Below are 26,558 nucleotides of genomic sequence, written 5' to 3' on the forward strand. Positions count from 1 at the left end.
ACGAGCCGCTCGTTCAGCGATTTCGCGGAGAAGCCGCCGAACACGACCGAGTGGGTCGCGCCGATGCGCGCGCAGGCCTGCATCGCGACGATGCCCTCGATCGACATCGGCATGTAGATGACGACGCGGTCTCCCTTCGCGATCCCGCGTTTCTTCAGCGCATTCGCGAAGCGCGACACGCGTGCGAGGAGAGCGGCGTAGGTGACGCGCGTGACGGTGCCGTCGTCGGCCTCGAAGATCACCGCGACGCGCTCGCCGTTGCCGGCTTCGACGTGACGGTCGAGGCAGTTGTACGACGCGTTGAGTTCGCCGTCGTCGAACCACTTGTAGAACGGTGCGTCGCTCTCGTCGAGCACCTTCGTGAACGGCTTGTGCCAGCTGAGGCCTTCGCGGGCGAGACGCGCCCAGAAGCCCTCGTAATCGCGCTCGGCTTCGGCGGCCAGCGCCTGGTAGGCCGGCATGCCGGAAATGGTTGCGCGCTCGCGCGTGTCGGCCGTCGGTTCGAAGATTCGGCGTTCCTGAAGGATCGATACGAGGGCGGTCAAGGTGTTCTCCATGGAAATCGTAGTGTGTGGCCTGAGGGTTGAAACGCAACTTGCATGCCAATCGCTTGGATATTCGAACGGAGCGGCGTGTGTGCGCTCTGTCATGCTGTTCCCGTCGATCGATCTGCACTGCAAAGCAATGAAAAAGAGGACGGTCGGTGTACTTGTCGGCTTGCCGCTTGCGTCGAAATGCAGCAGACGTGTTGCAGACGTCAACACGGCGTGCGGTGAGCGCCGCCCGCGATGCCGCCACGTGCTACGCGATGAACGACCGGAGCAGGCCGAGGGTGTCGGACGCACGAAGGCGGGCGAGCGCCGACGCCTCGATCTGCCGCACGCGTTCGGCGGACAGGTTCAGTTGGCGGCCGATGTCGCGCAGCGAGCAGCCTTCGTCCGTGTGCAGCCCATAGCGCAGCTTGAGGACCATCGCCTCGCGCGGCGGCAGCCGATCGATCACCGCAGCGATCGTGCGGCGCAACTGCGTGGCGCCGGCCGCGTCTTCGGGAGAAGGCGTCGACGTGTCCGGCGCGACGTCGGCGAACGTCATGTCGCCTTCCGGCGAGACCGGCACGTCGGCCGAGACCGGTTCCTTCACGATGGCCATCAGGTCGCGCACCTTGTCGACCGGCTCGCCCATGTGGACGGCCAGTTCGGCCGGCGTCGCCGCGGTGCCCGCGCGCTGCCGATGCTCGCGCGCGAGCCGCGACAGCTTGTTCAGCGCGTCGACCGTATGCGTCGGCACGCGGATCGTGCGGCCGAGGTCGGCGAGCGCATGCGTGATCGCCTGCCGGATCCACCAGGTCGCGTAAGTCGAGAACCGGAAGCCGCGCCGGTAGTCGTAGCGCTCGATGGCCTTCAACAGTCCGATGTTGCCTTCCTGGATCAGGTCGGCGAACGGCAGGCCGCGATCCGGATAGCGCTTCGCAATCGACACGACGAGCCGCAGGTTCGCATCGAACAAACCCGTCCTCGCCGGCTGCATCGCGCGTTCGATCGCGCCGAGCCGTGCATCGAGCGACGCGGTCGCGCCGGGCGGCAGTTCCGATGCGGGGGCCGCGCGCGCGATCGCGTCGCGTGCATCGACGAACTCGGCCGCCCGTCTCGTCAGCGTCGGCGCGCAGGCCGGGTGCGCGGCGATGCATGACGCGAGCCAGCCGGCGTGATCGTCGTCGGCCGCCTGCGCGAACGACGGCGGGACGCCGACGTCGGCCAGCATCCGCTCCAGCCGGCCCCGCAACGCGCGGTGCCGGCGTGCGCGGCCGCGCAACGGCTCGCTCATCCGTTCGAGCGCGCGGGCGGACAAGCCCAATGTGCGGAGCAGTGCCGTGGCGTCACGTATGTGCGAGCGATATGCGGCGCAAGCGCTGCCGCCGGACGCGAGCGCCGCGCGCATGCCGTGCGCAAGTGCGTCGATGCGTGCGAGCCGCGCCACGACCGCGTTGCGCCAGGCCGAATCCTCCGTCTGCGTATCGGTCTCCGTATCGTCGTCGCGCGCGGGTTCGCCGCCAGCGGCGGCAGACGTGCCCGCCTCGGCGTGATCGGCCGTCGTGTCGTCGCGCGGGCCGTCGTCGAGAAAGATCACATAGGTCGAGGCGGCGGCCCGGCATTGCGCGATCTCGACGCGGATCGACACGAGCGCGTCGAGCGCATCGGGGTCGCCGCACAGCACCGCGACCGACGCGGCGCGGCCGCGCTCGATCCGCCGAGCATAGGCGAATTCCTCGTCGCGCGTGAGGAGCGGCGTCGTGCCCATCTCGCGCAGATACAACCGGACCGGATCGGTCGTGCGCGGCGCGAGCAGGTCGGCCGCGGCGAGCGTGCCGGCGCCATCGGTCCATGCGCGCGCGGGCGGCGCGGGCCGGAAGTAGCGCTCGAGCGTCCAGCCGCTCGCGGTAGCGGCGCTGTCGCACACCGCGATGCCGAGTTCGCCGAGCACTGCCGCCACCGTATCGACGCCGCTGTCATTCGCATCATCGTCGGGCAGCGCGTCGATGATGTCGCCGCGCGTGACGAAGCCGCGCGACAGGCCGGTCGCGATCAGCGCGTGGAGATGCGCGACGGCGTGCGGCGGTGCGCCGTCGTCGCGGCCGGCCGTGGGCGCCGGTGTGTGCCGCGCCGGCATCCCGTCGCGCGACGCGTCACGCGCGCTTCGCATACACGTTGCACCAACCGTCTGCCGCGACCGACTTGCCGCCGAACATCGGGCACGTGCCGCTCGCATCGGCCGCCTCGCCCTTGTAGAAGCGGCAGTTCGAGCAGCGCTGGCCGGCCTGGTACTTCGGGAACTGCGCGGCGTCGACGCTGGACGCATGCGCGCGATAGCCGAGCGTCTTCGCGGCGGCGTCGTTCTCGTCGACGAGCGGCGCCGCCGCATAAGCGGTGCGCCCCGCGGCGAGCGCGGCGCACAGGCCGAGCGTGTTGACGATGAAGGTTCTGCGGGAGGTCGGGTGCGTCACGGTCGTGTCCTGGTCGAGATGAAATCGTGGGGAAGGGCGCGGCCCGCATCGCGTGGCGAAGCCGCTTGCCCGGTGTTACTGGCTCGCGTTCGCGTCCTTGTGTGCGGCGGGGCCGGCGATGAGCGGCGCGGTCGACGCGCGTGCGGCATCGGCCGTCAGCTTGTTCTTGCTGGCGATATAGCCGTTCGACGCGAGCAGGAAGGCCATCAGGTCCGCGTATTCTTCGTCCTTGAGCTTGCCGGGCTGGTCGGCCGGCATGTTGGTCGCCATGTAGCCGAACACGCCGCCGATCGTCAGGTGCGAATGCGACAGCGGTGCGAACGACGTGCCGCTCAACGCGGGCGCGGTGTTGCCTTCGAGGTCGGCGCCGTGGCATTTCGCACATGCATTGCCGTAGAGTTCCTTGCCGTGCGCGGCTTGTGTGGCGTCGAACGTGGGTGCGGGGTCGCCGGTGCCCGCGGCGACGCGGATGAAGCCGCCGCCGGCAGTCACGTTGCGCGCCCGCAGGAGGCCGCCCGGGTGACGGCCGCCGGCTGCCGTCGCGCCGTCGAGGAAGCGCGTTGGCGTGCGCGACTCGTGCGCTTCGAGTGCGCTGCCGGGCAGCGCCCACTTGCGGGTCAGCGCGGCCAGCCGGCCGTTGTTCTTCATGTGCGTGAGGGCCGAGTCGATACGCTGCTGCAGCGCGGCCGAGCGCGGTGCGAACGCGAACGTGAGCTGCCACTCGGCATACGGCGACGACGTCGCGCCGATGCGGAACGCCTGCTTCGGATGCGCGGCCTGATACGCGACGACCGCCGGATACCAGACGATCGCGCGATGCGCGCGGCCGCGGGCGACCGCATCGACGGTTTGCTCGGACGTGTTCTCGAGATCGAAGCGCGCGTCTTTCTGCTGGACCGCGATCAGCTGCGCGGGGCTCGCGTAAGTGGCCGCGACGATTTCGCGGCCGGCCGTCGGGGTGCCGGCGTCGCGGCGCGTGACGCTCACGTAGCCCGAACGCAGGTAGCCCTGCGAGAACAGCAGCTTCGTATCGGATGCGTCGGCGATCGCCGAGCGCGGGAAGCCGGCGAGCACGTCGCAATCGCGTTCGAGGATGCCGGCGAGCTCGTGCGCGGACACGCCGTCGTCGTCGCTGCCGCCCGCGTCGTGCGCGGAGAAGGTGGCGGCGATGCCGGCCGTGCGGAACACGTCGCGGGCGACGGCCTTGTCGAGCGCGGCCGTCGGCGTGCCGGGCAGCGAGCAGACGCGCACCGGCGTCGCGGCCGTGGACGGCACCGGGAGCAGCACCGTGCCTGCCGCGAGCGCACAGGCCACGGCGAGGCGGGAAAGTGGAAGGTTCATGATCGTCGCTCGGTTGGAAACGGGGGAGGCACCCGCGCCGGCGGCGCGGGCGCAATACGGTCGGCCGGGTGGAGATCAGCCGCGGTCGAGGGCGAATACGTACAGCGTGCCGCCGCGCGGCACGTCGTCCGCCGCCTTGGCCATCGGCCCGCCCCAGATCGGGTTCGCGCCGCCGTAGCCGGCGAGTACCGCTACGTACTCCTTGCCATCGACTTCAAACACCGAAGGCTGCGCGATGATCCCGCTCGCAAGCTTCGGGCTTTCCCACAGCACCTTGCCGGTCGACACGTCGAATGCGTACAGGTGGCCGTCGAGCGAGCCGCTGAACGCGAGGCCGCTCGCGGTCGTCGCGACGCCGCCGTTCCACGGCAGCTTGCTCCAGTGGCTCCATACCTTCTTGCCGGTGTTCACGTCGATCGCCTGGAGTTCGCCGTAGCCTTCGCTGCCCGGCTCGGGCTTGATCTCGAAGCCTTCGCCGAGATACGGCAGCCCTTCCATGTAGTTGACCGACTTGCCCGACAGGCTCATGCACGCATGCAGCGCCGGCACGATCGCAAGATGGCGTTGCGGGTCGTACGACACCGACCACCAGTTCTTGCCGCCGAGGAAGCTCGGGCATGTGTCGATCGTCGTGCCGACCTTCGGATACTTCGCGGGATCCTGGATCGGCGCGCCGTCTTCCGTGTAGCCGGTGACGGATGTCGCTTTCACGAACGGTTCCGCGTAGATCAGCTTGCCGGTGTCGCGATCGATCGCGTGGAAGTAGCCGTTGCGGTCCGCGTGGATGATCGCGTCGTGTTCCTTGCCCTTGTACTTGATCGTCGCGAGCACCGGCGTGTTGACGCCGTCGTAGTCCCAGGTGTCGTGCTTCGTGTACTGGTAGTGCCACTTGAGGTCGCCGTTCTTCGGGTCCAGCGCGAGCAGCGAATCGGAGTACAGGTTGTCGCCCGGGCGCAGATCCGCGAGCCACGGCCCCGGATTGCCGACGCCCCAGTACAGCGTGCGCGTCGCCGCGTCGTAGGTGCCGGTCAGCCAGGCCGGTGCGCCGCCGTGCGCCTGCATGCCGTCGGGCCAGGTATCGGCGTGCTTCTCGCCCTGGCCGGGGATCGTGAAGCGCTTCCACAGCAGTGCGCCGTCGGTCGGGCTCAACGCGGCGATGAAGCCGCGCGCGCCGTATTCGCCGCCCGAGCTGCCGACCACGATCGCGCCGTCGATCGCGAGCGGCGCGAGGGAGAACGCGTAGCCGAGCCCCGGCTCGAACATCTGCTTCTTCCACACGAGCGCGCCGGTCTGCGCATCGAGCGCGGCCACTTCGCCGCTCAGCATCGCGACGTAGACGTTCTTGCCGTACAGCGCGACGCCGCGGTTCACGACGTCGCAGCAGGCCGTCTTGAACGATTCCGCGCCGAGCTTCGGCTCGTATTTCCACAGCTGCGCGCCGGTGGCCGCGTCGAACGCGTACACGTTGTCCTTCGGCGTGGTCACGAACAGGTAGCGGCCGTTGACGATCGGCGTGGCTTCGAAACCCTGCTTCAACTCGACCGGAAACTTGTAGCTCCACGCCTGCGTGAGCTGCTTCACGTTCGACGGGTCGATCTGCTTGAGCGGCGAATGCGACTGGCCGTTGTACGTGCGGTAGTAGGTGAGCCAGCCCGGATCGCGTTGCGCGTCCGTGAGTCGCTGGTACGTGACGGCTGGATAGTCCGCGGCGGCGTCCACGAGGCCGGGATTCAAGACGATGGCGACGGCTGCCGCGATGCCGATCGTTGCCAGTCGGCGCGTCGAAGCCGAGAGTTTTTTCATGGTTGTCTCCTGAGTCATTGTGGTCGCACCGCGGCCAACGCGTGGCCGGGCCGGCAGGGTTGGGATCCGGGTCCAGTGCGCAGCCAGTCATGCAAATCGCATGCCACTGCGGTGAGCGCCTTGCCGCGCAACGCGCAGCGGCCGATTGCGCGCGCGGCGGCGACGCGTGCGACGCAGTGCGGGTGATCCGCGGGTGTTGCGTTCGGGGACAGCCGCGGGCGGAGTGTTGCGAAACATGACAGTGCGTCGATGGCGGTGCGCATCGCATCGCGTGCGATGGCGCGTGTTCGTTCGGTGCGCTCTTTGGAGGCGTGCACGCGCGGCGCAAGACCGGTGATCGGCGTCGAAGGGGAGACCCGATCGTGCTCGGTGACGGGGCGCATGCAATCGGCAGCCACGGGCCGTTCGCCCTTGGCGTGTGACGGCCAGCGCTGCCGCGTCACTGATCCAGATAGAGACAGGTGCGACAGCGGTGACACGAACTGCAACAGGGACGCGCCGCGCGACGCTGCGTGGCGGCGGCCGCATACCGCCGGCTGGGCCGTGCGTGCGTCGGCATGCTTCTTGCCGTTGTCGACCTCAAACGATCGCGTGCGGTGACACAGCGCAATGACCGTTCCGATGCCGTCCGCAGCTCCGGTCGATCAAAGCAACGTCGATTGCCGTCCACGCATCGTTACGGATAACGACATAAATAAACAGAAAGAGGAGACATGGAGATGAAGGAAACCGATGCGTCGACGCGCCGCTTCGTCGCCCGGCGCGCGGGCGTCATGCTGTGCGTCGGCAGCATGCTCGGCGGCTGGTTGACGCCTGCATGCGCGCAGGTCGAGCCGACTGGCAACACCGATGCGCCGATGCTCGCGCCGATCGTCGTCGTCGGTACGACACCGCTGCTCGGGATCGGCACGCCGCTGTCGCGCGTGCCGGCCAACGTCCAGACGATTCGCGGCGACGACATCGCGCGTCAGCACGACAGCGTATTGACCGACTACCTGGAGAGGAACGTCTCGAGCGTCGACGTCAACGAAGCACAGGGCAACCCGTACCAGGCGGACGTGACCTACCGAGGCTTCACGGCGTCGCCGGTCGTCGGCACGCCGCAGGGCTTGTCGGTGTTCGTCGACGGCGTGCGCGTCAACGAGCCGTTCGGCGACGTCGTGAACTGGGATCTCATCCCGCAAGCGGCGATCGACACGATGCAACTGATCCCCGGCTCGAATCCGACCTACGGGCTCAACACGCTGGGCGGCGCGCTCGCGATCACGACGAAGAACGGCAGGACGAGCCCGGGCGGCGCCGTGCAGGTGTCGGTCGGGTCGTGGGGACGCAAGACCGTGCAGATCGAGCAGGGCGGACGCATCGGCAGCCACCTCGACTACTACGTGACGGGTAACGTCGCGAACGACAACGGCTGGGCCGATCACAACGCGAGCCGCGTGCGGCAGGGATTCGGCAAGCTGCGCTACACGGACGCCGATACGACGCTGTCGGTCTCGGCCGGCGGGGCGGACAACGCGCTGCAAGGCACGCAGACGATTCCGCGCTCGTTTCTCGACAATCGCGCGCAGGCCTATACCTATCCCGACCTGAATCGCAACCGCGCCGCGTACGTCACAGTGTCGGGCGATCATTCGTTCAACGACCAGGTGCAGCTCAGCGGCAACGTCTATTACCGCCACTACCGCAACGCCAATACCAGCAGCAACGTGAACGACGATTTCGGCAGCGTCGACGCCGCCGGCCAGACCGACACCGTGCAGACGAGCAACGACCGGTCGGTGATCACGACCGACAGCTACGGCGCGAACCTGCAGCTGACGCTGCTCGGCAAGCTCGCCGGCATGGACAACCAGTTCGTCGTGGGCGTGTCCGCCGATCTCGCGAACTCGGGTTTCGACCAGTCGTCGCAGGATGCGGCGTTCACGGACACGCGCGCGACGCTCGGCATCGGCGACTTCATGCAGACGACGCGCGCGAAGACGCGCAACGCGAACTACGGCGTCTACTTCGACGACACGCTGGCGCTCACGCAGCAATGGTCGCTGACGCTGGCCGGGCGCTACAACGGGTCGCGCTCGGCGATCGAGGACGTGAGTGGCCGGCAGCCGTTGCTCACCGCGCGTCACATGTTCTCGCGGTTCAATCCGGCCGTCGGCGTCACGTGGAATCCGGCGCCGGGGTTCACCGCGTATGCAACGTACAACGAAGGGATGCGCTCGCCGACCGCGATCGAGCTCGCGTGCGCCGATCCGGCCGCGCCGTGCTCGCTGCCGAACGATTTCCTCGCCGATCCGGCGCTCAAGCCCGTGATCGCGAAGACGCTTGAGCTGGGCGCGCGCGGCCGGGCCGGCGACGCGACGACGTGGAGCGCGGCCGTCTACGACACGACGCTCGACGACGACATCCAGTTCATCAGCAGCAACGGCGGCGCGAGCACGCTCGGCTATTTCCAGAACGTCGGCAAGACGCGCCGGCAAGGCTTCGAACTCGCGGGCCATACGCGGCTGGGGCCGGTTGGGATCGGCGTCGGCTACAGCTATGTCGACGCCCGCTACCGTTCGACGTGGACCGAAAGCAGCGCGAGCAATTCGAGCGCCGATGCGCACGGCAACATCGTCGTCCGCTCCGGCGACCGCATTCCCGGGATCGCGTCGAGCACGGTGAAGCTGCGGCTCGACTATGCGGCGACGCCGAAGTGGAACGTCGGCACGCACATCACGTACCGCAGCGGCGTGTTCGCGCGCGGCGACGAGAACAACCAGGACGCGAGCGGCAAGGTCCCCGGCTACTTCCTGATCGACCTCGACACGACCTGGCAGGTCACGAAGCAGCTGCAACTGTTCGCGTCGGTCACCAACCTGCTCGACAAGCGCTACGCGAGCTTCGGGATGCTCGGGCGGAACTTCTTCAACGGCCCGAATCACGCGTTCGACGGGCTCAACCCGGTCAACGAGTTGTTCGTCGGGCCGGGTGCGCCGCGCGGCGGGTGGATCGGCGCGCGCTATGCGTGGGACTGAGCGGGCGATCCGGCCGGCGGTGGTGCGTCCGCGGCGGCGGTCAGCATCTTACGCACCGCGCGCGCGACGCCATGCGCGAGCGCAGCGTCGCTCGCGAGATGCCCGGCCCGCACGCGTTCGACGATGGCGGCCGGCACCGCGCGCGCGAGACGGTCGACGTTGTCGACCGGGCACACGCGGTCGCGCGTGCCGTGCACGGCGTGCAGCGGCACGCCGGCCTGTGCGGCCTGTCGCCCCAGCGCGAGCAGCCGGCGCTCGCCGAGCCAGCACGCACGTTGCAGGTAATGCGCCTGGATCCGGTATTTGTCGATCAGCCGGTCGACGGTGCGTTGGGTCGGGCGCGCACCGCGTGCCGGCCGCCCGGTCAGGATCGCGTCTTCATATGCGCTCCACGCGAGCGCGACCGCGCGTTGCCGCGCCGCCCCGGCGCCCGGCTGCAGACGCCGCGCGCAGCAGCCGATCAGGCGATCGGCACGCGTGGTGCCGGCGGCGGCGGTCAGGCGCTGCCATGCCCGCGGTGCCCGCGCACGCGCGCCGACGAACAGGCCGCGCACTTCGCGCGTCGACGTGAGGAACAACCCGCGCAGCACGACGCCGGTCACGCGCGACGGATGCCGTCCCGCGTATGCGAGCGCGAGCGCCGCGCCCCACGATCCGCCGACAACGCCCCAGCGTGCGATGCCAAGCTGCGCGCGCAACGCGTCGAGGTCGCCGATCAGGCGCATCGTATTGTTGTGACGCAGGCCGCCGCGCGGCGTCGACGCGCCCGCGCCGCGCTGGTCGACCAGCACGACGCGCGTCCGCGTCAGATCGAACACATGCAGCACCGCAGCGGGCCGGCTGCCGCTGCCGGGGCCGCCGTGCAGCACGACGACGGGCTGGCCGAGGGGATTGCCGGCTTCGGTCCACGCGATCCGGCATGCGTCGCGGGACAGGGCGGGCGGGGAGCCGGAAGTAGCGCGGCGCGGTCTGTGTGGTCGGTGCGTCATGTCGTCGAGGCGTTCAGGCGTCGGAGTCAGGGTAATGGCCGATGCGGCGGGGAAGCCCAAACCGGCCGCAGCTTGACCGACGTCAAAGCCAGAATCGCGCCAGCAACGACGATCGGAATCGACCGGTAACGGCGACGGGTGAATTCGCGATGGATCTCACGTCGGCTGTCGTCGCGCCGCTTGCGTCGCGAGCGCCGGGCGGTTGCTTGCATCTTGCTTTCATTGGGCGCTGAGGCCGCGATACACGACGCTCGGCTGGAGCATCGTAGGCAGCGTGGCCCGAAGTTTGCTTGATTCAGGACAAACAGTCCGGCACCGACCGGAAGGATCCCCGGAGGAGACAATGCGCGATGACGTTCATCCGACGGCCAACGCACGGGCCACGCCTGCGCCCGGCTGGCCGACGCCGACGATCCAGAAGTCCCATGAGCGGTCCGAGACGTTCGGTCTGCAGGCGACGGCACGTCCCGACTACGACTTGCTGTCCGGCGCCGCGCTGGCGCTCAAGCGCGAGCAGAACCGCGTGCTGTGCGTGCATGCGATGCCGGTGATGGAGACGCTGCACGAGCAGATCGTCAATACGCAAAGCATGATCGTGCTGACCGATGCGGAAGGGTTGATCCTGCATTCGATCGGCGACGACGATTTCCTGCGGCGCGCGGAACGGGTCGCGCTGCGTCCCGGCGCGAACTGGGCGGAGAACCGGCAGGGCACCAACGCGATCGGCACCGCGCTCGCGGAGCTGTGCCCGATGGTCGTGCACGGCGACCAGCACTTCCTGGCCGCGAACCATTTCCTGACCTGCTCGAGCGTGCCGATCCTCGATCCGTACGGCGACGCGATCGGCGTGCTCGACGTGACGGGCGATCACCGCAGCTATCACCAGCACACGATGGCGCTCGCGAAGATGTCGGTGCAGATGATCGAGAACCACCTGTTCACGACGACCTTCCAGGAGACGCTGCAGGTGTCGTTCCACGGTCGCCCCGAATTCCTCGGCACCTTGATGGAAGGGATCGTCGCGTTCACCGCGGACGGCCGTTTCCTGTCGGCCAACCGCAGCGCGCAGTTCCAGCTCGGGATGCCGCTCGCCGCGCTGCGCGCGCATACGCTCGCGTCGCTGTTCGACGTGACGAGCGCGCAGCTGATCGACCGGATGCGCGCGAGCAATGAGCCGCACGTGTCGCTGAACCTCGGCAACGGCGCGGTGGTCTGCGCGCGCGTGCAGTTCCGGCGCGCGTTGCGGGCCGAGGGCAGCCGGCCCGCCGAAGTGCACGACGGCGCCGCGCCGGCCGCGCGGCCGCCGGCTGCGCAAGGCGCGGCGAACCTGTCGCGGCTCAGCTATCTCGACACCGGCGATCCGCAGGTGGCGGCGGTGATCGCGAAGGTCCGCAAGGTGATCGGCAAGGACATTCCGGTGCTGATCACCGGCGAAACCGGGACCGGCAAGGAACTGCTCGCGCAGGCGATCCACAACGACTCGCCGCGCCGCGACGGGCCGTTCGTCGCCGTCAACTGCGCATCGATTCCCGAGACGCTGATCGAATCCGAGCTGTTCGGCTACGAGGAGGGGGCGTTCACCGGCGCACGCCGCAAGGGCGCGACCGGCAAGCTGCTGCAGGCGAACGGCGGCACGCTGTTTCTCGATGAAATCGGCGACATGCCGTATCCGTTGCAGGTCCGGCTGCTGCGCGTGCTGCAGGAGCGCATCGTCAATCCGCTCGGCTCGACGAAGGCGATCGGCGTCGACATCGCGATCATCTGCGCGACGCACCGCGACCTGCGCGACATGATTGCGCAGAACCGCTTTCGCGAGGACCTGTATTACCGGCTCAACGGCCTCGTCGTGCGCCTGCCGCCGCTGCGCGACCGCACGGATCTCGCGGTGGTCGTCCAGAAGATGCTGCAACGGGAAACGCTGTCGGGGCCCGGGCGCCGGCCGCTGAGCGTCGCGCCCGACGTGATGGCGCTGTTCGAGCGCTGCGCGTGGCCGGGCAACTTCCGGCAGCTCGCGAACCTGCTGCGTACGGCGGCCGCGATGGTCGACGACGACTGCGAGATCCGCTGCGAGCATTTGCCGGACGACTTCTTCGACGACGTGCGGCCCGACGACGGGCCGGCGGCACAAGGCGCCTGCACCCAGCCGCAGGCCGCGCCAACGCCTGCGTTCGCGGCCTGCGATGCGCGCTTGCAGGACGTGGCCGCGTCCGCAATTGCGGCCGCGCTCGCGCGCCATGGCGGCAACGTGTCGGCCGCCGCACGCGCGCTCGGCGTGTCGCGCAACACGATCTACCGCAAGATGCCGGCCGCCGGACCCGATGCGCTGGAGCCCGACGAGCGCTGACGGCGGCGCGACTGTTCCACGGGTGTGTCAGGTTGCAACACACGGTGTTCAAGGATTCAACACCGGCTCAACCGGACACGCATGCCGCGAACCTTCCGTGGAAGGTTGATGAAATACCGATGTATGGAAATAGAAAGAATGTCGGTGGCGTGACCACCCGGCGGCTGCCGCACGTCCTCGCGCGCGGCTGCGCGACACAAATCCGGCCCCGGCACGCTCCTTGCTGAATGGGTATCGGCCGCTCGATCGATGCGGTTGTTATCGACTCACTCACTCAACAAGGAGACACATCATGCAGTGGACCACGCCGGCTTATACCGACCTGCGTTTCGGTTTCGAAATCACGATGTACATCGCCAACCGCTGATCGACGCGCGCAGTGCCGCCCGCATCGACGGACACGATGCGGGCGGCACCGGGAGCACACGCAGATGAAGATCAAGATACTCGGCTCGGGCGCCGGCGGCGGATTGCCGCAATGGAACTGCAACTGCGGCAACTGCCGTCGCGCGCGGGCCGGCACCGACGGCATCGTGCCGCGCACGCAATCGTCGATCGCGGTCAGCGGCGACGGCATCGACTGGGTGCTGGTGAACGCGTCGCCGGACATCCTCGCGCAGCTGCGCGCCGATCCCGACCTGCAGCCGGCCCGCGCGATCCGCGACAGCGCGATCGTCGCCGTCGTGCTGTGCGACGCGCAGATCGATCACGTGACGGGCTTGCTGATGCTGCGCGAGCGCACGTCGCCGTTGCCGCTGTACGCGAGCGCCCCCGTACTCGACGATTTGTCGACGGGGCTGCCGCTCGTGCCGCTGCTCGGCCACTACTGCGGCGTCGACGTACACCCGATCGCGCCGGGCGAACCGTTCGCGATTCCCGGCGCCGGCGGCATCCGCTTCACCGCCGTGCCCGTCGACAGCAAGCCGCCGCCTTATTCGCCGCGGCGTGCGGCAGGCGTGCCTGGCGATAACATCGCACTCCTGATCGAAGATGTGGCCACGGGCCGCCAGGCATTCTACGCACCGGGGCTCGCCGACGTCGACGACGACGTGCGCGCCGCGATGCGCGACGCCGATCTCGTGCTGGTGGACGGCACGTTCTGGACCGGCACGGAAATGATCGACCTCGGCCTGTCGTCGAAGCACGCGGCCGACATGGGCCATCTCGCGCAGTGCGGCGACGCGGCGCAGCCGGGGATGATCGACCGGCTTCGGCCGTTGCCGGCGCATACGCGCAAGGTCCTCACGCACATCAACAACACGAATCCGATTCTCGACCCCGGTTCCGCGCAGCGTGCGCAGTTGCGCGAGCACGGCATCGAGGTCGCCCACGACGGCATGCAATTCGAGATCTGACCTTGACGTCCTCACCCGCCTAAAGGCAGGTGATTCCCACACCTGGCGATGCACGTCCGCATCGGAGAATGTTCACGGCAGCGTTGATATCACGATCATGCTCGACACCACAGTCACTGCAGGCCCATTCTCTTATTCTCAGTCCCGCGATACCTTTCGGCCGCGTCGTGCTGTCTTTCGATCCGCACGACGAACAGGACTGGGTAGAACCGCTTTCGTCGACTTCCTCGAACGTGACTCCGTGCGCGATCGCCTTGTAACGAAGCTTGTCCCGGAAGGACGACCAGGATGCGTCGTAGACGCTCTTCGCCATCCTGGTTCTGGTGAGTTTTACGGCCGATACGTTGCCGACCGCGATGTAATCGAAACGCCGCACCAGATCGAGCGCGAGCTTGTGCTGGAAATCGGCACGGGCATTCGCGACCTTGGCATGCAACTTCGCGATATGCCGCTTGTGCTTTCGCGCCCGTTGAGCTTTCGCCAGTTTCTCCGCCGCGCGTCGGCCGAATCGGTCATTGCGCAGCTTCTCGCCGGTCGAAAGTGTGGCGAAGTCTTTCAAGCCGAGATCGATGCCGACACCGGAATGGATCGGGCGGGCCTGAACATCCGGCATCTCAATCGCGATGTTGAGAAACCAGTTGCCGCGTGCATCCTGCGCAAAGTTGGTCCCGTCCTTGATCTTGCCTTCGGGAAGCGGCCTGCTGTTGAACACTCGAAACGTGTTGCCGGCGAAACGGAACGCGTCACCCTCGCGCTTCAGGTCACGCCCCTTCAGCGGCACCCAGCCCAGCGATTTCCTGCCGCGATAGCGCAGGTAAGGGCGCCGGTGCTGGTTGCGCGACTTCGCATATTGCTCGCACGTCGCGTTGATCGTGCCGGAGTGGATGCCGAGCGCCTTGCTGCTCCCCGTCGTCAGCACGTTCAGATCGAATCCCGTCGGCCATTTCTTGCTCCACTTGAGCGCGTGCTTCTGCGTGTCATTGCAGAAGTTCCAGACGTAGTTCACCGCACGGCTCTGCTTGTTGAGCAGTCCGTTGAGCGACTTCACGCGGTAGCGGTAGACAAGAATCATGCCGGTGATCCTAACCCGTGGAAGAAGCTGCCTGTCAACAGCACTCCTTTCCTTCCCGCCATCCGCCCCGAAGGAAGTCCCCTTGGGGGAAATGGCGGGGTTTCTCGGAGCAAATTCTGATGAACGCACCGATTCCCGCCGCGGCGCTGCACGCGACGCCCTGGCGTGCGCAGGAGTTCGAGGCGCGCCTGCGCGCGCTCGAATCGCGCTACCACATCCATCATCCGTTCAACCGGCGCCTGAATGCCGGCGCGTGCTCGCCGGCGCAGATCCGCGGCTGGGTCGCGAACCGCTTCTACTACCAGATCAGCATTCCGCTGAAGGACGCGGCGATCCTGTCCAATTGCCCGGACCGCGATACGCGCCGGCTGTGGGTCGAGCGGATTCTCGATCACGATGGTCACGGCGGCCAGAAAGGCGGCATCGAGGCATGGGCGCGGCTCGGCGAAGCGGTCGGCATCGAGCGCGCGGAACTGTGGTCGCTCGTGCACGTGCTGCCCGGCGTGCGGTTCGCGGTCGACGCGTACGTCAATTTCGCGCGGCATGCGCCGTGGCAGGAAGCCGTGTGCTCGTCGCTGACCGAGATGTTCGCGCCGCAGATCCACCTCGACCGGCTCGCGGGCTGGCCGTCCCACTATCCGTGGATCGAGGCGGACGGGTTGCAGTATTTCCGCAGCCGCGTGCCGCTCGCGCAGCGCGACGTCGAGCACGGGCTCGCGGTGACGCTGAACCATTTCACGACACCGGACGCGCAACGGCGCGCGCTCGACATCCTGTCGTTCAAGCTCGATGTGCTGTGGTCGATTCTCGACGCGATTGAAAAGGCGTACCCCGCTTGACGTCCTCACCCGCCTAAAGGCAGGTGATTCCCACACCTTGCGATGCACGTCCGCATCGGAGAATGTTCAGCGCAGCGTTGGTATCTCGATCATGCTCGACACCACTGTCACTACAGGCCCACTCTCTCATTCGCAGTCCCGCGATACCTTTCGGCCGCGTCGTGCTGTCTTTCGACCCGCACGCCGAACAGGACTGGGTAGAACCGCTTTCGTCGACCTCCTCGAACGTGGCTCCGTGCGCGATCGCTTTGTAGCGGAGCTTGTTTCGGAAGGACGACCAGGACGCGTCGTAGACGCTCTTCGCCATCCTGGTTCTGGCAAGTTTGACGGCAGACACGTTGCCGATCGCGAGGTAATCGAAACGCCGCACCAGATCGAGCGCGAGCTTATGCTGGAAATCGGCACGGGCATTCGCGACCTTGGCGTGCAACTTCGCGATATGCCGCTTGTGCTTTCGCGCCCGTTGCGCTTTCGCAAGCTTTTCCGCCGCGCGTCGACCGAACTGGTCATTGGGCAGCTTCTCGCCGGTCGAAAGTGTGGCGAAGTCTTTCAGGCCGAGATCGATGCCGACACCGGAACGGATGGGGCGGGCCTGAACATCGGGCATCTCGATCACGATGTTGAGAAACCAGTTGCCGCGGGCGTCCTGTGTAAAGTTGGTCCCGTCCTTGATCTTGCCTTCGGGAAGCGCCCGGCTGTGGAATACCCGAAACGTGTTACCGGCAAAACGAAACGCATCGCCTTCGCGCTTCAGGTCGCGGCCCTTCAGCGGCACCCAGCCCAGCGATTTCCTGCCGCGATAGCGCAGGTAGGGACGTCGATGTTGGCTGCGCGACTTCGCGTATTGCTCGCACGTGGCGTTGATCGTGCCGGAGTGGATATCGAGCGCCTTGCTGCTCCCCGTCGTCAGCACGTTCAGATCGAATCCCGTCGGCCATTTCTTGCTCCACTTGAGCGCGTGCTTCTGCGTGTCATTGCAGAAGTTCCAGACGTAGTTCACCGCACGGCTCTGCTTGTTGAGCAGTCCGTTGAGCGACTTCACGCGGTAGCGGTAGACAAGAATCATGCCGGTGATCCTAACCCGTGGAAGAAGCTGCCTGTCAACAGCACTCCTTTCCTTCCCGCCATCCGCCCCGAAGGAAGTCCCCTTGGGGGAAATGGCGGGGTTTCTCGGAGCAAATTCTGATGAACTCCAACGACGCCGTCAGCGGCGTGCCGCTGCGCCCCTCGCTGAGGGGCATGTACCGCCTGCAGTGGGAGGCGGCCCAGGATGCGTACGTGCTCCTCTATCCGGAAGGCATGGTCCGGCTCAATCCGAGCGCGGGCGAGATCCTTGCGCGCTGCGACGGCACGCGCGAGCTCGACGACATCATCGACGAACTCGAGCGGCTGTTCAGCACGTCGGACCTCGCGTCCGACGTGTACCGCTTCCTCGATCATGCGCGACTGCGCGGCTGGCTCGACTGACATGGACACGACACCTGCACCGACCCAGCCATCCCCGCCGCTGTGGCTGCTCGCCGAGCTCACGTACCGCTGTCCGCTGCACTGCGCGTTCTGCTACAACCCGGTCGATTTCGCGACGCACGGTGCCGAACTCGATACCGACGCATGGCGCACGGTGATCAGCGACGCGCGCGCGCTCGGCGCCGCGCAGATCGGCTTTTCCGGCGGCGAGCCGCTGCAGCGCGGCGACCTGGAGGTGCTGGTCCAGCATGCGCGGTCGCTGGGTTTCTATACCAACCTGATCACGTCGGGCGTGGGCCTGAATGCCGCGCGCATCGACCGGCTCAAGGCGGCCGGGCTCGATCATATCCAGCTGTCGCTGCAGGATTCGACGCGCGAGCTGAACGATTTCCTGACCAGCACGCGCACCTTCGACCTCAAGCGCGACGTCGGACGGTTGATCAAGGCGCACGGCTATCCGATGGTGCTGAACTGCGTGCTGCACCGGTACAACCTGCCGCACGTCGGCCAGATCATCGAGATGGCGCTCGACCTCGGCGCGGATTTTCTCGAGCTCGCGAATACGCAGTACTACGGCTGGGCGATGCTGAATCGCGACCAGTTGATGCCGACCGTCGAACAGCTGCGCGAAGCCGAGGACACGGTCAACCGCTACCGCAAGCTCGTCGGCGAACGGTGCAAGATCCTGTTCGTCGTGCCCGACTACTTCGAGCAGCGGCCGAAGGCCTGCATGAACGGCTGGGGTTCGGTATTCCTCGGCGTCGCACCGGACGGCACCGCGCTGCCGTGTCACGCCGCGCGCGGGTTGCCCGGTCTCGTGCTGCCGAACGTGCGCGACCGGTCGCTGAAGGAGATCTGGTACGACAGCGACGCCTTCAACGCGTTTCGCGGCGACGGCTGGATGCGCGACCCGTGCCGTACCTGCGACGAGCGCAATACGGATCATGGCGGGTGCCGGTGCCAGGCATACATGCTGGCGGGCGATCCGGCGGAGGCCGATCCGGTCTGCGCGAAGTCCGCGCATCACGGCCAGGTCGAGCAGGCCGTGCAATTCGCGCGGCGGGCAGGGCGGCAGGACGAGCGTCCGCTGATCTTTCGCAGTGTCGCCAATTCGATCGGGCGCTGAGCGCTGCATTCCGTCGCGTTGACGCCCGTCATTCAGGCGCGCGTTTGATATGTGCGCGGCGCATTCGTGTGCCGCGCCGCGCGTGGCCGCCCGAGACCGATTTCCCCATTCGACCGCCGCACGACGGTCATGAAAACGTTTCGATCCGGATGCGATTCCGCTCGAGTCCGTGTCGGACGAAATCTCATACGACGAGTGGGTGTCGACAAATCCTCTAAATGACGGGGATTCGCATGGCACACGAGTCTCGAGTAATCCCGAGTAATTCCCCGTAATTCCCTGTATTGGTTCACGGGTAAATCCGTTTCACCGACAACGTTTGCGCGGTGCTATCCCGGCAGATTCGACGATGACACCGGTATTTCATTGTTGAAACGACGCGACACATTCGCGTAATGTCCATTCGTGTTCGATGAAAATTGCCGCATCAGGCGCTTGTCCGAAATTGAAGCGTGTACGATGCAAAAGAGGCATCGCCGATTCACATTCAGCGCTTCCCCGACCGAACTCGCTCAATTCCGTCGACTGCCGCCTGTATGACGTTTAAAGCCGGTGCATCCGGCTTCGACGCTGACATTTCATCGCAATACCCGATCGATCGGAGTGTAGCCCGGATCCGGCCTCGGCGGCACGCCCGCGCGTGTGGTCGTGTGCTCTATTTGCCGGCCGGCTTCACTCACACCGGTATCCGACCATGCACGATTGAAACGAATCCCGGCAGTGGACGCGCATTGACGTCGCGATACTGTCCCTTCGTCCATTCCGGCAGTGCCAGCCGGAATGGATGACGCATTCAACCGATATCGGCTTCTCCTCATTCATCTGGAGATAGACCGGCTCCGTTTTCCCGATTCAAATCGCGGAGGGTTGATGCACGTCAATTGTTCGCGAATCTTCATGAAGATATTTATCTCGGACGTGATGAAACTCAATAAATAGTGCCACACCATAGGCTTGATTGATTCCGACAACAACACGGCGAAAACAGACACTGGGAAATCGGCGGGTGAGGGTCACCCCTATGATGCGGCGCAGAAAACGAGAAATGTAAGAAATTGTTAAAGGGCCGCAATGATGCAAACAGTGTCGAATCATTCATCGACGGGGTTAAGCGTGAATCGTGGTAGAGGCGCCGGCAACGGGCATCAACGAGCAAGCGTAATCGTACTGTTGCTCGAAGGTTTCTCCATCATGCAGATAGGCAAGCTGGCCGCCGTCTTCGAACTCGCGAATCAACTTGGACGCGCCGACGGCGCCTTCACCGACCGTTACGAGTTGCGCTTGTATTCCGTGCATGGCGGCCCGGTTCGTTCGTCGTCGGGCGTCGGCATCTGGACGGAAGCGGCACGCACGCTCGAAGCCAGCACGGTACACGCGATGTTCGTGTTGAGCGGCCAAGACGGGATCGACGCGCTCGACGAGCAGTTGATCGCGTGGCTCAGGCATGCGCACCAACGCGCGCGCGTCGTTCGCGGCAGCCACGGCGGCCGCAAGTTGCTCACGCAGATTCATCTGTCGCAGAAAGAGGTCGAGAAGGCCGCGCCGGACGTTGACGGCAGCAGCGCGTCGTCCGCCGGACGCGATGACGATGAACCGGCCGGTGACGAAGACGACGGGCCGTTCTCCGATGCGTTGTCGATCGTCCGCGTGGACATGGGCTACGAGATCGCGCAGGAAATCGTGATGTGCATGGTGTCCGGCGCGAACCGCAAGCTGACCGATGTGCTGTTCGGCGCACGGGTCGCGCGCGCGAGCACGTTGATCCGGATGGCAGCGCATCACCTGCGCGTGAACAGCGAGAACCGGATCTCCATCGCCGACGCGGCGCAGGCCGCCGCGATGAGCGAGCGCAATTTCCTGCGGCGCTTCAAGAACGAAATCGGCGTCACGCCCACCGAGTTCGTGCTGAGGATCCGCCTCGAAAAGGCGTGCCGCATGCTGATCGAAACCGATCTTCCGGCGGACAAGGTCGCGCGACGCACGGGCCTCGGCAGCGGCGACCGGATGGCGAAGCTGTTTCGCCAGCACTTGCAGACTTCGCCGACCGAATATCGGGCGGCCGCCCGCAAAGGCGGCGACGCGTCGACCGACATGCTGTACGCATCGGACCTCGGTGACTGGATGAATGGCACGCCATCCTAGACGAGCGATTGCAATTCGCCGTGCGCTGCCATTCGGTGGAATGGCATTGCGTGAATTCAATTCGATATCCGAATATTAATGTTTCGTCTGAATGACAGTGCCGTTATTCGCGTGTGAAAGATGCCGGATATAAGCCGGTCTCCATGCGACGAAGGCGGATTCGGCCACAATCGTGGCGCGGTCCGACACCGGTCACTCAAAACCATTTTCCACTGTTTAAATTATCGACTGGCCTTTCGAGGAGGCGGCACCCCGGCACTCCTCGGAATTTTGCCTGCCGTGTCGCCGTGAGCGCACTGTGCAGGCCTTTTTATTCGTTGAGCGAGCATCCGGCCGATCGATCCGGCCGGTGCTCGCTTGCAGGTCGCGGCAGCGCCAGGTGATGCGCGCGCCGTCCGCCGCGCCGGCAATGTCAGGCGAGATGAATTGCGAATCGACATGTAAAGACGTGTCGTCATCCTGATCGAAATTCGAGCATGAATCGTTGTGCGCGCACGTTATTCGTGCGCGGCGGATGCATTGCCTGATTCGTGAAATGGATCGAATAATTCGCGCGCGGAATTGGCCTTGATTTGTTCCGCCATCAACAAGGCGGATTCGGACGCAAGCGATAAAAGCGCGAGTCGCCACGAATATGATGCACTGCGGAAACGTTGAGGCAACGGATCTGCAACGAGCGCCGCGTGGAATGCGCATCGCATCCAGCTGGATCGTGATGCGTCGGAGTCGCGGCAGGCCGCCGCGGCGAGATCGAGTGGACGCCCGGCGCGACACGCGTGGCAGACATGACATGCCGCTGCACCGCGAACGGATGTTGGATCATGAATTAGGAGTTCATATCAATGAATTCGTTGATCAATCGAGCGACCGATATCGGACTGATCGTGCTGGGCGCGTTCATTCCCGCGTTGATCGGTGCCACCGGCGGTGCGCGCGGCACCCTGTTCGACGGTGCGCTGGTCGCCTTTGCCGCCGCGCTGGCGTTGTCGGTATTTCCCGCCTGCGGCATTTACGAGGCGGCGCGCAGGCGCTCGGCGCTGCACGTGCTGGGCCGCACGGTGCTGGCCTGGATCGTCGTGCAGGGCATGAGCACCGCGCTGCTGTACGTGCTGCATCGTGCGCACGTGCTGTCGAGCGAGTGGTTCGTGTACTGGACGCTCGCGAGCGGGATTGGCCTGATCGCGTTCCGCGCGCTGACGCTCGCGATCTTCGGGATGATCGAGCGTGCGGGCGACCAGGTGCGTGCGGCGGCCATCGCGCATGCGGACCTGCGCGGCCAGCGCGAGATCGGCCACCGGACGGTCGGGCGCATCAAGCGGATGGTCAAGCGCAGCTTCGACCTGGTCGGCGCGTCGATGCTGCTCGTCGTGCTCGCGCCGGTATTGCTCGGCATTGCATGGACCGTGCGGCGCGACGGCGGCCCGGCGATCTTCGGGCACGAGCGGGTCGGCCGCAACGGCCGACGGTTCAAGTGCCTGAAATTCCGCTCGATGGTGACGAACGCCGATGCGGTGCTCAAGGCCCTGCTGGAGCGCGACGCCGACGCCCGCGCGGAATGGGATCGCGAATTCAAGCTGAAGAACGATGTCCGCATCACGCCGATCGGCCGTTTGCTGCGCAAGACGAGTCTCGACGAATTGCCGCAGTTGCTGAACGTGCTGAAGGGCGACATGAGCCTGGTCGGGCCGCGCCCGATCGTCGAGGCCGAACTCGAACGCTACGGCGCCGACGTGCGCTACTACCTGATGGCGAAACCCGGCATGACCGGCCTGTGGCAGGTCAGCGGCCGCAACGACACCGACTATTCGACGCGCGTATCGCTCGACGTGTCCTATGTGCGCGAGTGGTCGCTGCGCCGCGACATCGGCATCTTGTTCCGGACGATCAACGTGGTGGTGCGCGGTTCGGGTGCGTATTAGCCGCTGCGACGCGCCCGGATGCCGCGAAGGATGCGCGGCGGCGGCGCGTGACGGCGGCAGGCATGGCGGTGTCCAGCAGCAAGCAGTGGCAGCAAGCATGTCCGGTCTCGACAGGGGTGCTGTACTCGCGGTCGACACGACGCGGGGCGACCGGCGCAATTTCAAATTAAAAAAGTGCGAGGTTGTAATGCAGAGGTTGCGTCAAATGGAGTCGGCGCGTGCGCGCGCACCGCGCCGAGCGTCGCGTGTCGGTCCGCTCGTGATGATCCTGCCGCTGTGTGCATTGCTGGGCGCGTGCGGCATCGCGCCGGGCATGCGCATGCAGCAGCCGGCGTCGATTCCGCTGCAAAGCGGCGCCACGCCGGCCGACAGTGCCGCGTTGCCGGTTCCGGTCACGAACATCGACCTGACGCTGATCCGGCGCATGCGCGATACCGAGCGCGGTACGCGCGGTGAAGCCCGTGATGTCGTCGCGTCGCCGGATGCGTACACCATCGGCCGCGGCGACGTGCTGCAGATCACCGTATGGGACCACCCCGAACTCGCGGCGGCGCTCGGTGCGCCGGCGCAGGCCGCGCCGCGCGCGGCGGATGCGCCGCCGGGTTTCGTCGTCGACCAGGACGGCACGCTGCAGTTTCCCTATGCGGGCCGGCTGGCGGTCGCCGGACTGACGGCCGAGCAGGTGCAGACGCAGCTCACGCGCCGTCTCGACAAGACGTTCAGGAATCCGCAGGTCACCGTGCGCATCGCGTCGTTCCGCGCGAAGCAGGTGTATATCGAAGGCGAGGTGCATACGCCGGGCTCGCAAGCGGTGAATGACATCCCGATGACGCTGTATGACGCGATCGGGCGGGCCGGCGGCTTTTCGGCGGCGGCCGACCAGAGCCGCATCGTGCTGGTGCGCGACGGCGTCGAGCGCCGGATCGACCTGACCGAGATGGCCGAGCAGGGGCGCAATCCGTCGAAGATGGTGCTGCGCAACGGCGACCTCGTGCGTGTGCTGCCGCGCGACGAGAGCGGTGTGTTCGTGATGGGCGAGGTCAACAAGCCCGTGACGGCGTTGCCGATGCGCAATGGCCGGCTGACGCTGAGCGAGGCGATCGCGCAGGCCGGCAGCCTGAACGCGAACACGGCCGATGCCGCGCAACTCTATGTGGTGCGCGGGATGCAGGACGAGCAGCCGCAGGTCTATCACCTCGACGCGCGCTCGCCGGTCGCGATGGTGCTGGCGAATCAGTTCCAGTTGAAGCCGAAGGACATCGTCTATGTCGACGGCAACGGGCTCGTCCGCTTCAGCCGCGTGCTCAGCCTGTTGCTGCCGGCCATCAACGCCGGCCTGACCGCGGCGATTGCGACCAAATGATGGAATCCATCCTGATCGTCTGCGAGGGCAACATCTGCCGCAGCCCGATGGCCGAAGCGATGCTGCGTCAGGCCATGCCCGGGCGGCGCGTCGCATCCGCCGGACTGAACGCGCTGGTCGGCATGCCGGCCGCGCCGTACGCGCAGGACGTGATGCGCATGCGCGGGTTCGACGTGTCGACGCATCGCGCGCAGCAGATCGGCCGCTCGCTGTGCACCGACGCCGACCTGATCCTCGTGATGGACCGTCGCCAGCGCACGTCGCTCGAGAACCAGTTCCCGTTCGTGCGGGGACGCGTGTTCCGTCTCGGCGAGTACACGGATTTCGACGTGCACGACCCTTACCGCCAGCCCAGATTCGTGTTCGAACGCTGCGCGCGCCTGATCGAACTCGGTGTGTCCGAGTGGTCGAAGCGCCTGCGTATCGTCTGAAGCGGCCGTCGGTCGATGCCCCACTGGAACCCAATACGCCTCATATCGTTGCCATGACCCAACCCTCCGCCCCGCCGCAGCAAACCGCCGAAGACGGCAGCGAGACCGATTTCGTCGCGGTGCTCGACATCCTGCTGGAAAGCCGCTGGCTGATCGCGGCCATCACGTGCGTGGTGCTGGCCGCCGGCCTCGCGTACGCGATTCTCGGCAAGCCCGTGTTCGAAGCAAACATCATGGTCCAGGTCGAGGACAGCCCCGACACGTCGGCCGCCAAGTCGTTGCTGGGCGATGTGTCGTCGCTGTTCGACGTGAAGTCGTCGGCCGCCGCCGAACAGCAGATCCTCGCGTCGCGACTGGTCGTCGAACGCGCGGTCGACAAGCTCAACCTGTTCATCGATGCGTCGCCGAAGCGCTTTCCGTTGATCGGCGACTGGATCGCGCGCCACGGCGACGGCCTGTCCGATCCCGGCCTGGCCGGCTTCGGCGGCTACGCCTGGGGCCGCGAGCGCATCGACGTGCCGCGGTTCGACGTGCCGCGCAAGAACGAAGGAGACGCGTTCACGCTGACGAGCCTCGGCGGCAAGCGCTATCGGCTCGAAGGCGGCGATCTCGACGCCGCGGTCGAGGGCACGGTCGGCAGGCTCGAAACGTTCCGCTCGCCGCGCGGCCCGATCACGCTGCAGGTCGCGTCGATCGCCGCGAAGCCCGGCGCCGCGTTCGTGCTGGTGCGCAACTCGCGGCTGAAGACGATCGAGGACATCCGCGACCGCCTCAACGTGCAGGAGCGCGTGAAGCAATCGGACGTCGTCGTCGCCAGCCTTCAGGATACCGATCCGAAATGGGTCAGCGACACGATGAACGAGATCGGTCGCCAGTACGTGCGGCAGAACATCGAGCGGAAATCGGCTGAGGCCGCGCAGTCGCTCGAATTCCTGACCGCGCAGCTGCCGCAGCTCAAGCAGCAACTGACCGATTCCGAAGCGCGCCTGACGAAGCTGCGCAACGAGCACGGCACGGTCGACCTCACCGAGGAAGCAAAACTCGCGCTGGCGCAGACCGCCGACGCGAAGACGCGCCTGCTCGAACTGCAGCAGAAGCGGCAGGAGCTGATGTCGCGCTTCACCGAACGGCACCCGAGCGTGGCCGTGATCGACGAGCAGATCGCCGCGCTGAACGGTTATCGCAGCACCGCCGAGCAGCAGATCCGGCGCCTGCCCGACCTGCAGCAGGAAACCGTGCGGATGATGCTCGACGTGAAGGTCAACACGGACCTCTACACGGCGCTGCTGAACAACATGCAGCAGCTGCAGCTCGTGCAGGCCGGCAAGGTCGGCAACGTGCGTCTCGTCGATACGGCGGCGGTGCCGGAAGTGGCGGTGCGGCCGAAGAAGGTGCTGGTCGCGCTGGCGTCGCTGCTGCTCGGGCTGCTCGCCGGATGCGGCACCGCGATCGTCCGCTCGATGCTGTTCCACGGGATCTCGGATCACAACGAGATCGAGCGCCGTCTCGGCCTCGCGGTGTACGCGACGGTCCCGATCAGCGACCATCAGCGCGACCTGGCCGAGGAGGCCGCGCGCAAGAGCGGCCACAGGTCGATCCTGTCGATCGACTTCCCGAACGAGCCGGCCGTCGAGTGCCTGCGCAGCCTGCGCACCGCGCTGCAGTTCGCGATGCTCGAGGCGAAGAACAACGTCGTGCTGATCGCGGGTCCGGCGCCGGGTGTCGGCAAGACCTTCCTCTCGTCGAATCTCGCAGTCGTGATGGCGAGCGCCGGCAAGCGCGTGCTGCTGATCGACGGCGACATTCGCAAGGGCCGGCTGCACGACTATCTCGGCTTTCCGCGCGGCCGCGGCTTCACCGAGCTGATCGCCGGCAGCGCGCGCGTGGAGGACGTGATTCACCGCGAGGTGGTCGACGGTCTCGACTTCATCTCGACCGGCACGATGCCGAAGAATCCCGCGGAACTGCTGCTGAACCGCAACCTCGCGACGCTCGTCGGCGATCTGTCGTCGCGCTACGACATCGTCGTGATCGACTCGGCGCCGGTGCTCGCGGTGCCCGATACCGGCATTCTCGGCGCGGTCGCCGGCACCGCGCTGCTCGTCACGATGGCAGGCAAGACGAAGCTCGGCGAGATCGGCGAATCCGCGAAGCGCTTCGCGCAGAACGGCGTCCGCCTGAACGGCGTGATCTTCAACGGTGTCAATCCGCGGCTCGGGCAGTACGGGTACGGGTCGAAGTACGGCGGTTACCGCTATGTCGCCTACGAATACGGGGCGCAAGATGCGTGATGCGCGCAGCGCCACCGCCGGCGGCCCGGCCCGCGCATCCGGTCGCGCGCGGCGC

The 26,558-nt window shown here is 66.5% G+C and carries 21 protein-coding genes; 12 read left to right on the forward strand and 9 right to left on the reverse strand.

Annotation, left to right across the window (positions count from 1 at the left end; genetic code table 11):
• From ACVK00_RS25625 to ACVK00_RS25645, 5 genes are all read right to left on the reverse strand, one after another.
• A partial coding sequence (locus ACVK00_RS25625) for an acetyl-coenzyme A synthetase N-terminal domain-containing protein (protein ID WP_456826964.1) occupies positions 1 to 557 on the reverse strand: 557 nt, incomplete at its 3' end.
• Between the two features lie 244 nt (positions 558 to 801).
• On the reverse strand, positions 802 to 2,667 hold the full coding sequence (locus tag ACVK00_RS25630) for a sigma-70 family RNA polymerase sigma factor (protein WP_284901739.1): 1,866 nt from the start codon (positions 2,665 to 2,667) through the stop codon (positions 802 to 804).
• A 16-nt stretch (positions 2,668 to 2,683) separates the two neighbouring features.
• Entirely contained in the window at positions 2,684 to 3,001 is a 318-nt protein-coding gene (locus tag ACVK00_RS25635) for a high-potential iron-sulfur protein (RefSeq protein ID WP_284901729.1), read from the reverse strand.
• Between the two features lie 75 nt (positions 3,002 to 3,076).
• Positions 3,077 to 4,342, reverse strand: a complete 1,266-nt coding sequence (locus tag ACVK00_RS25640; RefSeq protein WP_284901731.1) for a c-type cytochrome — start codon at positions 4,340 to 4,342, stop codon at positions 3,077 to 3,079.
• A 75-nt stretch (positions 4,343 to 4,417) separates the two neighbouring features.
• Positions 4,418 to 6,145, reverse strand: a complete 1,728-nt coding sequence (locus tag ACVK00_RS25645; RefSeq protein ID WP_284901733.1) for a methanol/ethanol family PQQ-dependent dehydrogenase — start codon at positions 6,143 to 6,145, stop codon at positions 4,418 to 4,420.
• A 719-nt stretch (positions 6,146 to 6,864) separates the two neighbouring features.
• On the opposite strand from ACVK00_RS25645, the gene ACVK00_RS25650 reads away from it, so the two are divergent.
• On the forward strand, positions 6,865 to 9,165 hold the full coding sequence (locus tag ACVK00_RS25650; RefSeq protein ID WP_354123368.1) for a TonB-dependent receptor: 2,301 nt from the start codon (positions 6,865 to 6,867) through the stop codon (positions 9,163 to 9,165).
• Here ACVK00_RS25650 and ACVK00_RS25655 read toward each other — a convergent pair.
• Both ACVK00_RS25655 and ACVK00_RS25660 read right to left on the reverse strand, forming a co-directional pair.
• On the reverse strand, positions 9,150 to 10,154 hold the full coding sequence (locus ACVK00_RS25655; RefSeq protein WP_284901735.1) for an alpha/beta fold hydrolase: 1,005 nt from the start codon (positions 10,152 to 10,154) through the stop codon (positions 9,150 to 9,152). The two genes, ACVK00_RS25650 and ACVK00_RS25655, sit on opposite strands and share 16 nt — an antisense overlap.
• 26 nt (positions 10,155 to 10,180) lie before the next feature.
• Positions 10,181 to 10,366: a hypothetical protein gene (locus ACVK00_RS25660; RefSeq protein ID WP_228910300.1), complete on the reverse strand. Its 186-nt coding sequence runs from the start codon at positions 10,364 to 10,366 to the stop codon at positions 10,181 to 10,183.
• 131 nt (positions 10,367 to 10,497) lie between these two features.
• Here ACVK00_RS25660 and ACVK00_RS25665 point away from each other — a divergent pair, with 131 nt between their 5' ends.
• The 3 genes from ACVK00_RS25665 (at position 10,498) to pqqB (ending at position 13,853) form a co-directional block, all read left to right on the forward strand.
• Positions 10,498 to 12,498 carry a sigma-54-dependent Fis family transcriptional regulator gene (locus ACVK00_RS25665; protein ID WP_284901737.1) on the forward strand — a complete coding sequence of 667 codons (2,001 nt, stop codon included), beginning with the start codon at positions 10,498 to 10,500 and terminating at the stop codon, positions 12,496 to 12,498.
• A gap of 292 nt (positions 12,499 to 12,790) precedes the next feature.
• Positions 12,791 to 12,865 carry a pyrroloquinoline quinone precursor peptide PqqA gene (pqqA, locus tag ACVK00_RS25670; RefSeq protein ID WP_006410019.1) on the forward strand — a complete coding sequence of 25 codons (75 nt, stop codon included), beginning with the start codon at positions 12,791 to 12,793 and terminating at the stop codon, positions 12,863 to 12,865.
• Between the two features lie 64 nt (positions 12,866 to 12,929).
• Positions 12,930 to 13,853, forward strand: coding sequence for a pyrroloquinoline quinone biosynthesis protein PqqB (gene pqqB, locus ACVK00_RS25675; RefSeq protein WP_228910298.1), 924 nt, complete (start codon positions 12,930 to 12,932; stop codon positions 13,851 to 13,853).
• Positions 13,854 to 13,872: 19 nt separating this feature from the next.
• On the opposite strand, the gene ACVK00_RS25680 is transcribed toward pqqB, so the two are convergent.
• Positions 13,873 to 14,925, reverse strand: coding sequence for an RNA-guided endonuclease InsQ/TnpB family protein (locus ACVK00_RS25680; protein ID WP_354123410.1), 1,053 nt, complete (start codon positions 14,923 to 14,925; stop codon positions 13,873 to 13,875).
• 119 nt (positions 14,926 to 15,044) lie between these two features.
• Between ACVK00_RS25680 and pqqC the strand changes: the two genes are divergently transcribed.
• Positions 15,045 to 15,764 carry a pyrroloquinoline-quinone synthase PqqC gene (pqqC, locus tag ACVK00_RS25685; RefSeq protein ID WP_354123367.1) on the forward strand — a complete coding sequence of 240 codons (720 nt, stop codon included), beginning with the start codon at positions 15,045 to 15,047 and terminating at the stop codon, positions 15,762 to 15,764.
• A gap of 13 nt (positions 15,765 to 15,777) precedes the next feature.
• Here pqqC and ACVK00_RS25690 read toward each other — a convergent pair whose 3' ends face one another.
• Entirely contained in the window at positions 15,778 to 16,830 is a 1,053-nt protein-coding gene (locus ACVK00_RS25690; RefSeq protein WP_354123366.1) for an RNA-guided endonuclease InsQ/TnpB family protein, read from the reverse strand.
• A 119-nt stretch (positions 16,831 to 16,949) separates the two neighbouring features.
• On the opposite strand from ACVK00_RS25690, the gene pqqD reads away from it, so the two are divergent.
• The 7 genes from pqqD to ACVK00_RS25725 all read left to right on the forward strand — a co-directional run bounded on the left by pqqD (position 16,950) and on the right by ACVK00_RS25725 (position 26,503).
• Positions 16,950 to 17,231 carry a pyrroloquinoline quinone biosynthesis peptide chaperone PqqD gene (gene pqqD, locus ACVK00_RS25695; protein ID WP_006751646.1) on the forward strand — a complete coding sequence of 94 codons (282 nt, stop codon included), beginning with the start codon at positions 16,950 to 16,952 and terminating at the stop codon, positions 17,229 to 17,231.
• 1 nt (position 17,232) lies between these two features.
• Positions 17,233 to 18,357: a pyrroloquinoline quinone biosynthesis protein PqqE gene (gene pqqE / locus ACVK00_RS25700; protein WP_354123365.1), complete on the forward strand. Its 1,125-nt coding sequence runs from the start codon at positions 17,233 to 17,235 to the stop codon at positions 18,355 to 18,357.
• Between the two features lie 1,191 nt (positions 18,358 to 19,548).
• Complete coding sequence (locus tag ACVK00_RS25705; protein WP_228910293.1) at positions 19,549 to 20,499, forward strand: helix-turn-helix domain-containing protein; 951 nt, start codon at positions 19,549 to 19,551, stop codon at positions 20,497 to 20,499.
• An 842-nt stretch (positions 20,500 to 21,341) separates the two neighbouring features.
• Entirely contained in the window at positions 21,342 to 22,418 is a 1,077-nt protein-coding gene (locus ACVK00_RS25710) for a sugar transferase (protein WP_105830897.1), read from the forward strand.
• Positions 22,419 to 22,605: 187 nt separating this feature from the next.
• Positions 22,606 to 23,781 (forward strand): polysaccharide biosynthesis/export family protein, encoded by a 1,176-nt coding sequence (locus ACVK00_RS25715; protein WP_284890891.1) that lies wholly within the window; start codon positions 22,606 to 22,608, stop codon positions 23,779 to 23,781.
• On the forward strand, positions 23,778 to 24,212 hold the full coding sequence (locus ACVK00_RS25720; protein ID WP_228910290.1) for a low molecular weight protein-tyrosine-phosphatase: 435 nt from the start codon (positions 23,778 to 23,780) through the stop codon (positions 24,210 to 24,212). The genes ACVK00_RS25715 and ACVK00_RS25720 overlap by 4 nt, the downstream gene beginning before the upstream one ends.
• Positions 24,213 to 24,265: 53 nt before the next feature.
• On the forward strand, positions 24,266 to 26,503 hold the full coding sequence (locus ACVK00_RS25725; RefSeq protein WP_228910289.1) for a polysaccharide biosynthesis tyrosine autokinase: 2,238 nt from the start codon (positions 24,266 to 24,268) through the stop codon (positions 26,501 to 26,503).
• The last annotated feature ends 55 nt before the right edge of the window (positions 26,504 to 26,558 follow it).

Source organism: Burkholderia sp. PvR073 (assembly GCF_054055695.1).

Excerpts from the sequence above, each read along its gene's own strand:
- ACVK00_RS25630 (WP_284901739.1), bottom strand. The coding sequence starts at position 2,667 with ATGCCGGCGCGGCACACACCGGCGCCCACGGCCGGCCGCGACGACGGC.
- ACVK00_RS25640 (WP_284901731.1), bottom strand. The coding sequence starts at position 4,342 with ATGAACCTTCCACTTTCCCGCCTCGCCGTGGCCTGTGCGCTCGCGGCA.
- ACVK00_RS25645 (WP_284901733.1), bottom strand. The coding sequence starts at position 6,145 with ATGAAAAAACTCTCGGCTTCGACGCGCCGACTGGCAACGATCGGCATC.
- ACVK00_RS25650 (WP_354123368.1), top strand. The coding sequence starts at position 6,865 with ATGAAGGAAACCGATGCGTCGACGCGCCGCTTCGTCGCCCGGCGCGCG.
- ACVK00_RS25655 (WP_284901735.1), bottom strand. The coding sequence starts at position 10,154 with ATGACGCACCGACCACACAGACCGCGCCGCGCTACTTCCGGCTCCCCG.
- ACVK00_RS25660 (WP_228910300.1), bottom strand. The coding sequence starts at position 10,366 with ATGCAAGCAACCGCCCGGCGCTCGCGACGCAAGCGGCGCGACGACAGC.
- ACVK00_RS25665 (WP_284901737.1), top strand. The coding sequence starts at position 10,498 with ATGCGCGATGACGTTCATCCGACGGCCAACGCACGGGCCACGCCTGCG.
- pqqB (WP_228910298.1), top strand. The coding sequence starts at position 12,930 with ATGAAGATCAAGATACTCGGCTCGGGCGCCGGCGGCGGATTGCCGCAA.
- ACVK00_RS25680 (WP_354123410.1), bottom strand. The coding sequence starts at position 14,925 with ATGATTCTTGTCTACCGCTACCGCGTGAAGTCGCTCAACGGACTGCTC.
- pqqC (WP_354123367.1), top strand. The coding sequence starts at position 15,045 with ATGAACGCACCGATTCCCGCCGCGGCGCTGCACGCGACGCCCTGGCGT.
- ACVK00_RS25690 (WP_354123366.1), bottom strand. The coding sequence starts at position 16,830 with ATGATTCTTGTCTACCGCTACCGCGTGAAGTCGCTCAACGGACTGCTC.
- pqqD (WP_006751646.1), top strand. The coding sequence starts at position 16,950 with ATGAACTCCAACGACGCCGTCAGCGGCGTGCCGCTGCGCCCCTCGCTG.
- pqqE (WP_354123365.1), top strand. The coding sequence starts at position 17,233 with ATGGACACGACACCTGCACCGACCCAGCCATCCCCGCCGCTGTGGCTG.
- ACVK00_RS25705 (WP_228910293.1), top strand. The coding sequence starts at position 19,549 with ATGCAGATAGGCAAGCTGGCCGCCGTCTTCGAACTCGCGAATCAACTT.
- ACVK00_RS25710 (WP_105830897.1), top strand. The coding sequence starts at position 21,342 with ATGAATTCGTTGATCAATCGAGCGACCGATATCGGACTGATCGTGCTG.
- ACVK00_RS25715 (WP_284890891.1), top strand. The coding sequence starts at position 22,606 with ATGCAGAGGTTGCGTCAAATGGAGTCGGCGCGTGCGCGCGCACCGCGC.
- ACVK00_RS25720 (WP_228910290.1), top strand. The coding sequence starts at position 23,778 with ATGATGGAATCCATCCTGATCGTCTGCGAGGGCAACATCTGCCGCAGC.
- ACVK00_RS25725 (WP_228910289.1), top strand. The coding sequence starts at position 24,266 with ATGACCCAACCCTCCGCCCCGCCGCAGCAAACCGCCGAAGACGGCAGC.